Here is an 8595-nt window from a genome sequence, read left to right on the forward strand (position 1 = left end):
TGAAGAAGAGAACTTTAAACCTTGTGTCTAAAATAAAGGGGCCAAACCGATTTTGTGTCCGTATCGCCCTATTTTGTGTCCATATCGATACATTTTGTGTCCATATCGCCCTCCACACTCTTATGCTCGTTTCGCGCCCCTTGTTATCGCCCTCCACACTCTTATGCTCAATCGCACTACTTTTTATCAATCAATTTTGTAGCAATATCGATATCACCCTATCCGCGCTACATTTTCCAAATCCCTAATTCGTTTCTATTCAACCACACGCGAGTACACTTCATTCTCCCCTACTTCATTAAATGCGCGATGGTCAATTGCACCAGCAACTCGTTCAAATGCAATGTGGCGTCGAATACCTGCTGTCACAAATTTCTTCGCTAAAAATACAGCCTCCTGAATCGGTAGCCCCTTTGCTAACCCAGCGGTGATCGCTGCAGAATAAGAGCAACCCGCCCCATTTGTATGTATCGTGTCAATACGTGGTGCTTCAAGGTGTATCATGTTTTTTCCATCATACAAAACATCAACAGCAGGCCCGTCCAAACGTCCACCTTTTACAAGTACGTATTTAGGACCGAGCTTTAGCAAATCTCGTGCTGCATCCTGTAAATCTGAAACACTTGCAATCTCACGTTCTCCTAACAAGTAGGACGCTTCTGGCATATTTGGTGTAATAATAGTTGCTTGAGGCAAAAGCTTCGTTTTTAGCGAGTCCATTGCTTCAAATTTCATCAATGGTGCACCAATTTTCCCAAACATCACAGGATCTACCACAATATTTTTCACAGGATGTTTACTTAACCATCCCGCAACAAACTCAATTATTTCCTTTGTAAACAACATGCCCGTCTTCAGTGCATCCAAATGAAATTGCTCGAAAATGGTATGTAGTTGAGCTTCAATCACATCGATAGATTCCGTAAAAATCCCTTGCTTCGTTTCAGGATGTGTCGCAACAAAGGCAGTAATCGCTGTTGTTCCAAAGACACCTAACTCCTGAAAGGTTTTTAAATCCGCCTGAATGCCTGCTCCCCCACGTGCAGCTGATCCAGCAATCGTACATGCATATGAAATCGTCATCCTAGAATATCTCCTTTTGAATGTAAATAAGTCAATAAGTAAAACTTTGTAAATTGTATAGTCAATGACGTAATGGTACCTAAGGATTTTATTTTATTCAAGTAAAAAAAGACTATCCGTAATTGAATAGTCTTTATCAGAACTCGATTTTCGCATGAGGACAATGTTTTTTCAATTCAGAAAGAAAAAGCTCTTTTTCCTTCGGTGAAATTTTTACACTGCCCGAAAAACCCGTCTTATAAAAAATTTCGATTCCATCCGTTGAAGTAGACAATCGATAGCCCGTGTAAATATCTCTTGTTGGTGAAACTTTTGTGATATTTTCATAAGCTATTTGACTACGGAATGGTCCGCCTTTAACGAGTAAATACTCTTCGTTAAAAACATATTGAATACCAAACAACATCCAAAGAAGAAATGCGACTATTAAAATAAAAACCCCTATCAGAATTGCCATTGCTTCTGGCGGAATTTCCTCATCTAAAAAAACAGGAAAGAAACAACTAATACCAATAATTAAAATTGAAATAGAAATGAAAATTCGAAAAGTTCGATCCATTTTTGATTTAAATAACAATACATTGCACCACTTTCGATTTAAGATCTCTAATTCTTACTATTAGCAACAACAGAACCAATAGCATAGGAAAGCATATGCCCGACATAAATCACAGTAATCAGCCAAAAAGCTGTTAAGTTATGGAAAACAGCTAGAGATAAAAACCAAGCTATAAAAATAATCACAAGAGACCCCATCCAACTATAAGAACGAGCTAAATGATCATTATAAACAAAACGCTCATCATGCTGTTTTATCTTTTTCATTATACTTCTTGGAAAATAAAAACTAAAAATAACAATTAACGCTAAGCAACTCCAAAAAATAACCTGCACCCAAAAATTATTCATATCCATTACAATGTTTCCTCCTCTTCAAAGATAAATACATCTTCAATTGTGCATTGAAATGCCTTTGCAATGTTATAAGCCAGCTGAATAGACGGATTGTAGCGGCCCTTTTCAAGTGATATAATCGTCTGCCTTGATACGGCAACCTTTTCTGCCAATTCATCCTGCGTATAATCAAAAGTACTCCTAAGCTCTTTAATTCGATTTTTCACTCTTCCACCTCAATGTAAAGCTAACTTTACGTAAAGTGCACTTTACATTTCCCGTTAATGTCAAGTAGGCTTTACATTCGAAATACAAATTATAAATCGGGATTTTACTTAGGTTTTTGTACCCCGTTGACACGAGCAGCCATATATTAGAAAAGACATACTCCCTTATGAAAGAGGGGCAATCCATGGGAAATGAAAATAATAAATTAGCAACCTATAGTTTATTAGTTTGTTTAATACTCGTTTGGGGTGTAAGTTGGCCGATTTATAAAAATGCAGTACCATACATGCCGCCACTACTTTTTGCAGGCTTCCGTGCATTTGTTGGTGGGGTGCTATTATTTTTATTAGTTTTAAAAAGATGGCACTTACTACGGTTTAAAGAAAATTTGTTGTTTTATATCATTTCAGCTACATTAAATATTACTTTTTATCTTGGTATCCAAACAGTAGGGCTTAACATGTTGCCAGGGGGCTTATTCTCAGTACTCGTTTATTTCCAGCCAGTACTGCTGGGACTTTTATCTTGGTGGTTTTTGAAAGAGAATATGAACCTATTGAAAATCCTTGGACTCATCCTTGGATTTATCGGAATCTTTTTTGTTAGTGTAGACGGCTTAACGATTCATTTATCTGTACTTGGTGTTATTTTAGCACTCGCCACCGCACTAAGCTGGGCCATTGGTGTTGTCTATGTGAAGAAAAATAAGCTCAGAATTGACGCCTATTGGATGGTGGTCATGCAACTGATAATTGGTGGGGCTTCGTTATTGATTGCAGGGGGCTTTACGGAAAGTATAACTGATATTGTTTGGAACGGAGATCTAATTTTCACCTTAGTGTGGGGCTCGACACTTGGTATGCCGATTGCTCAATTTATATATTACAAGCTAATGAATGAAGGTGAAGCAAGCAAAGTCGGTGCATTTACTTTTTTAGTGCCAATACTTTCTGTCATTGTAAGCTCTATTTTCCTTGGTGAAGCGATTACCTTCAAATTATTCATTGGAATGATGCTTGTAGGAGGAAGTATCTATCTTGTAAATCGAAAAGTACCCGCCACGATAAACAAATAAAACAACACGAGCCATTATTCGATTCGATGTTGGATGAGGAAGCAATAAATAAAAAAAGTCAGGCTCTGCTCACATAGAGTAAAGCCTGACACCATTTCGCAATTTATTCCGCAATCTCCATAATCATTTTTTCAACTTCGTCAAAGACTGCATCTTCTTGATTGATCAAACCAATGTAAAACTTACATTTCGGTTCTGTACCAGATGGACGGGCACAAATCCATGAGCCATCTTCTAAAATAAACTTCAACACATTAGAACGTGGTAATTCAATCGCTACTTCCTCACCATTAGCAAGTGTTGCGATACCAGATTTATAATCCTCAACACGAGCTACTGAAAGACCTGCAAATTTCTTCGGAGCCGCCTCACGTAGACTCGTCATTATTAGACCAATCTTCTGTTGACCTTCCATCCCATCAAACTTCAAAGAAATAAGCTTTTCTTTATACTGACCATATTGTGCATACAATGAATCTAGCACTTCCAACAATGACTTACCCTCATTTTTATAATAAGCAGCCATTTCAGCAGTTAACAAGGCAATTTGAACTGCATCTTTATCACGGACGAAATCACCAGCTAAATAGCCGTAGCTTTCTTCATAACCGAATAAGAAAGTATGCTTTCCTGTCTCTTCGAACTCCGCCATTTTTTCTGCAATAAATTTAAACCCTGTTAACGTATTGATCGTTGTAACACCAAAAGATTCGGCGATAGCAGCACCCAGTTCAGATGTTACGATTGTTTTTACCATCGCACCATTAGAAGGTAACGTGCCATTTTCTTTTTTCGTAGATAAAATATAATAAAGAACCAATGCACCAAGCTGGTTACCCGTTAATAACTTGTATTCACCACTTGCATTCTTCACAGCAACTCCAAGTCGGTCCGCATCTGGATCCGTTGCAAGTAACAATTCTGCGTTAACTCGCCCACCTAATTGTATCGCCATCTCAAATGCTGCCTGTTCTTCTGGATTTGGATAAGACACAGTCGGGAATGCGCCATCTTGAACAGCTTGTTCTTCAACAATATGTATATTCGTAAACCCAAAATCCTTTAACCCACGAACAGTTGGTTTTAATCCAGAACCGTGTAGTGGTGTATAAACGATCGTTAAATCCTTATTTACATCATCACGTTGACTTAATCTCATCAAAGCGCAGTTATAAGCAATGTCAATTTTCTCTAGAATTTCTGTACAGTAGCCTGAAGCCAATAATTCGCCTCTGTTCATTGAAGGTACTGTAAAAATATCCTCAACCGCTTCCATATGTGAAACAATTTCGTCAGCAAAGACAGGGGTTAATTGGGCACCATCTTCTCCATATACTTTAAATCCGTTATACTCTTTCGGATTGTGGCTCGCCGTAATGACAACACCTGCAACAGCATGTAAATAACGAACCGCAAAGGAAAGTTCAGGAGTTGGGCGGCTTTCCGTAAAGATGTAAGATTGAATACCGTGACGAGCTAACACACCAGCTGTCTCATAAGCGAATTCTTGTGAAAAATGGCGTGTATCGTAAGCAATGACAACACCGCGTACTTTTGCTGCTTCACCTTGCCCTTCAATTTGACGCGCGAGCCCTTCAGATACTAACCGAATCGTATGGATATTAATTCGATTTGTACCAGCGCCAAGAAGACCGCGCATACCACCTGTCCCGAATGGAACAGTTTGATAAAAGCGATCTTCAATGTCGGAAGTTTTGTCTAAAATCGAATCAAGTTCTGATTTATAGATGGCGTCTGCCTTCTCTAGCCATTTCGTATACGTATTACTCATGAATATTCACCACATTTTCCTTCAATAGCTCTAACATTTTCTTCTTGTAAGCTTCTACACCTGGTTGATCAAATGGATTTACTTCAAGTAATGTCGCACTGATTACACAAGCTTTCATAAAGAAGAACATTAAATAGCCAACATGATATGCATCTAGTTTAGATAAGCAAATTTTCATCACTGGTACGCCGCCCTCTTCATGAGCTAACACGACACCATCTTTTGAAGTGGCATTAATTTCATTCATCGAACGCCCAGCTAAGTAATTTAACCCATCCATATCATCTAATGTAAAGGGTACTTCAATATCCTCTTCAATTTCTTCAAAGTGAATCAATGTTTCAAATAAAATGCGGCTACCATCTTGAATGAACTGTCCTATCGCATGCAAATCTGTTGAAAATGTTACAGTGGAAGGATAAAGCCCTTTTTGCTCTTTCCCTTCACTTTCACCGAATAATTGTTTCCACCATTCATGCAGCTTTTTCAAGCGAGGCTCAAATGAAGCTAATAATTCTAACGAATAGCCTTGACTATATAATTCAAAACGAGAAAAGGCATATTGATATGCAGCATTTTCAAGTATATTTTCATTTAAAAAGTCACTTTCTGCTTGTCTTGCACCATCAAGAAACGCTTGAATATCAATACCACTTGCAGCAATCGGAAGTAGTCCAGCTGGCGTAAATACAGAATAACGGCCACCTACATCAGCAGGAATAACGAATTGACGGTAACCTTCTTGATCTGCAATTTGCTTTAAAATACCCTTTTTAGCATCTGTTGTTACTAGAATACGTTTAACTGCCTCTTTTGCATAACGATTCTCCATATACTGTTTCACAACTCGAAAGGCAAGGGCTGGCTCCATCGTTGTACCCGATTTCGAAACAACATTCACATACACACTCTTGTCTTCTAAATAGGCAAGTAGCTGCTTCAAATAAGCACCACTCATATTATTTCCTGCATAAATGACCTCAACGTTTGATTTTGTTCCGAAATAAGGTGTTAATGCATCAATAACAGCTCGTGCTCCAAGGAAGGAACCTCCTACCCCTATTACAAGCAATACATTGGCCTTTTCTTGGATTTCATTTGCAACTTGTTGGATTGCAAATAATTCCTCCATAGAGCAATCAATATAGTGCTTCATGTCAGGAATAGCCACCATATCAAATTGTTGAACATTTTTTGGATAATCAAATTTAAGCATTTTTCTTCTCCTTAGAAACTGGCCTATTGATGAAAATCAACAACAAACCTTAGTTACGCGCAAATATAGATAGAAAAATATATTCGTCCTATCTGTTAAAAATGCTTGCTCAAATAAATCGAGCAAGCCTATATTCATGTTACTGTTAACTATTATAGTTATAAACGATAGATTATAAACTTTCAATAACAATTTATACCTATCTTCTAGACGTTGCATCCTATGGGGAATTTTAGTTCTCCCATCTTTAATGAAAATACTACCTTAAACACTGACCGTAGATTTGTGTCCAAAAGAATCTTAAAACTCTTCTTTCATAAATGTACGTAAATATTCGCGTAATCTTTCCTGCAAGTCTTCACGTTCCAATGCAAATTCAAGTGTTGCTTGGATAAAGCCAAATTTGCTACCGATATCATAAAGCTTTCCTACAACATCCTGTGCTACAATACGTTCGCTATGATTTAGCAATTCGATGGCATCCGTTAACTGAATTTCTCCACCTACACCAGGTCTTGTTGCTTCTAACGCTTTAAAAATGTTTGGTGTTAAAACATAACGCCCCATAATAGCAAGATTAGAAGGAGCCTCTTCTGCTTTCGGCTTTTCGACAAAGCCTTTTACTTCGATAGGTTGACCTTTTTCAATTCCATTTGCAGGATTAATAACACCATATTGATGAACTGCATCCATCGGAACTGCCTGTACACCAATAACTGACGATTGTTCTTTTTCATAAGTTTCAATTAATTGAGCTAATGCAGGTTTTTCTGCATTTAATACGATATCACCTAGTAAAACGGCAAATGGTTCATCCCCGATAAAACGATGTGCACAGAAAATTGCATCCCCTAATCCTTTTTGTTCTTTTTGACGGATATAGTGGATGTTTGCTAGATTTGAGATATCTTGAATGTCTTTCAAGTCATCCCATTTCCCTTTTTGAGCTAACAATTCTTCTAGCTCATAGGTTTTATCAAAATGGTCTTCGATGGCTCTTTTATTTCGGCCACTAATAATAATAATATCTTCAATGCCAGAAGCAACCGCTTCTTCTACAATATATTGAATTGTTGGCTTATCAACAATAGGTAACATTTCTTTAGGTTGAGCTTTAGTTGCTGGTAAAAAACGTGTTCCTAATCCTGCTGCAGGAATTACAGCTTTTCTTACTTTTTTAGTCATTTTAACAACTCCGTTATAAATTAATAATTCCGAATGAAATAACCATCACTTCTTATTGTACTATAAGATTGCAACGGTTTATTAAAGATATCGTAAATATTTTAATCGTATTTTAATACTAGCATAAAATCATAATTCTTCAATATAAATCGACAGTATTATACAATTTATGGGAGAAGATAGCTTTTAAGCAAAATATCCCCCTTATAGAATTTGTTCTATAAGGGGGATCTCATCTTAACCTATTATTGAGTTTCAATTAAGCCGTATTTTCCATCTTTTCGTTTATATACAATATTTGTAGCATTTGAATCGGCATCAGTGAAGATATAGAAATCGTGGCCAAGTAAGTTCATTTGAAGAATTGCTTCTTCTTGGTCCATTGGTTTTAAGCTAAATTGTTTTGTTCGTACAATTGCAAACTCTTCTTCCTCTTGCGGTGTTGTATCAGATTGCACGTTAGCAAAGTAAACACCTGCTCCTTCACGATCACGGAATTTGCGATTCACTTTTGTTTTATGTTTACGAATTTGTCTCTCTAATTTATCTACGATTAAGTCGATAGCTGCGTACATATCATCATGACGTTCTTCTGCACGCAATGTAACATTTTTCATCGGAATTGTGACTTCAACTTTTGTTTGTTTATCATTGTAGACACGTAAGTTTACATTAGCAGTAGCGTCCATGTCATTCCCAAAATAACGCTCTACTTTTTCAATTTTACTTTCAACATACTCACGTATTGCTGGAGTTACCTCAATGTTTTCACCACGAATGTTAAATCTAATCATGTAAACTCCTCCTTTTATTAACCCTATGTAAATATATTCTACATAGTATTAAGAATATCCTGCCAAATCCGCGATTCTTTTTCAATTCTTAGGACACGCATTCACATAATATTAACAATTAAATGGGACGTTTTTAAACAATAGCTTTCCGTTAAAATGGTTATTATATGCTAGTTAAGCACTTCTTTTCCGCGTCTTTCTTTCATTTCGCTGATGATTAAGTCAACGATGTCTGGTTGATCAGGTAATTGAATACCATACTGACGACCTTGTCCAAAAGTGAGTATTGCGGAGCGTTTGAGCCAGCAGTGCGGAACTTTATACCACC

9 protein-coding genes are annotated in these 8595 nt (G+C 37.1%); 1 reads left to right on the forward strand and 8 read right to left on the reverse strand.

The annotated features are described in order from the left end of the window. Positions 1 to 255: 255 nt before the first annotated feature. The 4 genes from thiD to CD30_RS18235 all read right to left on the reverse strand — a co-directional run bounded on the left by thiD (position 256) and on the right by CD30_RS18235 (position 2204). Positions 256 to 1083: a bifunctional hydroxymethylpyrimidine kinase/phosphomethylpyrimidine kinase gene (thiD, locus tag CD30_RS18220; protein ID WP_036180303.1), complete on the reverse strand. Its 828-nt coding sequence runs from the start codon at positions 1081 to 1083 to the stop codon at positions 256 to 258. A gap of 136 nt (positions 1084 to 1219) precedes the next feature. After that, positions 1220 to 1660: a PH domain-containing protein gene (locus CD30_RS18225; RefSeq protein WP_036180306.1), complete on the reverse strand. Its 441-nt coding sequence runs from the start codon at positions 1658 to 1660 to the stop codon at positions 1220 to 1222. Positions 1661 to 1689: 29 nt separating this feature from the next. Next, a complete protein-coding gene (locus CD30_RS18230) occupies positions 1690 to 1998 on the reverse strand; it encodes a DUF3796 domain-containing protein (protein ID WP_036180308.1) in 309 nt (102 codons plus the stop codon). Continuing rightward, positions 1998 to 2204 carry a helix-turn-helix transcriptional regulator gene (locus CD30_RS18235; protein WP_036180311.1) on the reverse strand — a complete coding sequence of 69 codons (207 nt, stop codon included), beginning with the start codon at positions 2202 to 2204 and terminating at the stop codon, positions 1998 to 2000. The genes CD30_RS18230 and CD30_RS18235 overlap by 1 nt, the downstream gene beginning before the upstream one ends. A 185-nt stretch (positions 2205 to 2389) precedes the next feature. On the opposite strand from CD30_RS18235, the gene CD30_RS18240 reads away from it, so the two are divergent. Beyond that, positions 2390 to 3280 carry a DMT family transporter gene (locus CD30_RS18240; protein WP_036180314.1) on the forward strand — a complete coding sequence of 297 codons (891 nt, stop codon included), beginning with the start codon at positions 2390 to 2392 and terminating at the stop codon, positions 3278 to 3280. A 103-nt stretch (positions 3281 to 3383) separates the two neighbouring features. Here CD30_RS18240 and CD30_RS18245 read toward each other — a convergent pair whose 3' ends face one another. From CD30_RS18245 to hpf, 4 genes are all read right to left on the reverse strand, one after another. Next, positions 3384 to 5072, reverse strand: a complete 1689-nt coding sequence (locus CD30_RS18245) for a phospho-sugar mutase (protein WP_036180317.1) — start codon at positions 5070 to 5072, stop codon at positions 3384 to 3386. Then, positions 5065 to 6288: a glucose-6-phosphate isomerase gene (locus tag CD30_RS18250; protein ID WP_052126320.1), complete on the reverse strand. Its 1224-nt coding sequence runs from the start codon at positions 6286 to 6288 to the stop codon at positions 5065 to 5067. Before CD30_RS18250 ends, CD30_RS18245 begins: the two co-directional genes overlap by 8 nt. A 300-nt stretch (positions 6289 to 6588) precedes the next feature. After that, positions 6589 to 7473, reverse strand: a complete 885-nt coding sequence (gene galU, locus CD30_RS18255; protein WP_036180319.1) for a UTP--glucose-1-phosphate uridylyltransferase GalU — start codon at positions 7471 to 7473, stop codon at positions 6589 to 6591. A gap of 245 nt (positions 7474 to 7718) precedes the next feature. Then, the gene (gene hpf / locus CD30_RS18260; protein ID WP_036180321.1) at positions 7719 to 8267 is read right to left on the reverse strand and encodes a ribosome hibernation-promoting factor, HPF/YfiA family; all 549 of its coding nucleotides are present in this window, start codon (positions 8265 to 8267) and stop codon (positions 7719 to 7721) included. Positions 8268 to 8595: the final 328 nt, after the last annotated feature.

The sequence above is a fragment of the Ureibacillus massiliensis 4400831 = CIP 108448 = CCUG 49529 genome, from assembly GCF_000772965.1.
GTDB lineage: Bacteria > Bacillota > Bacilli > Bacillales_A > Planococcaceae > Ureibacillus > Ureibacillus massiliensis.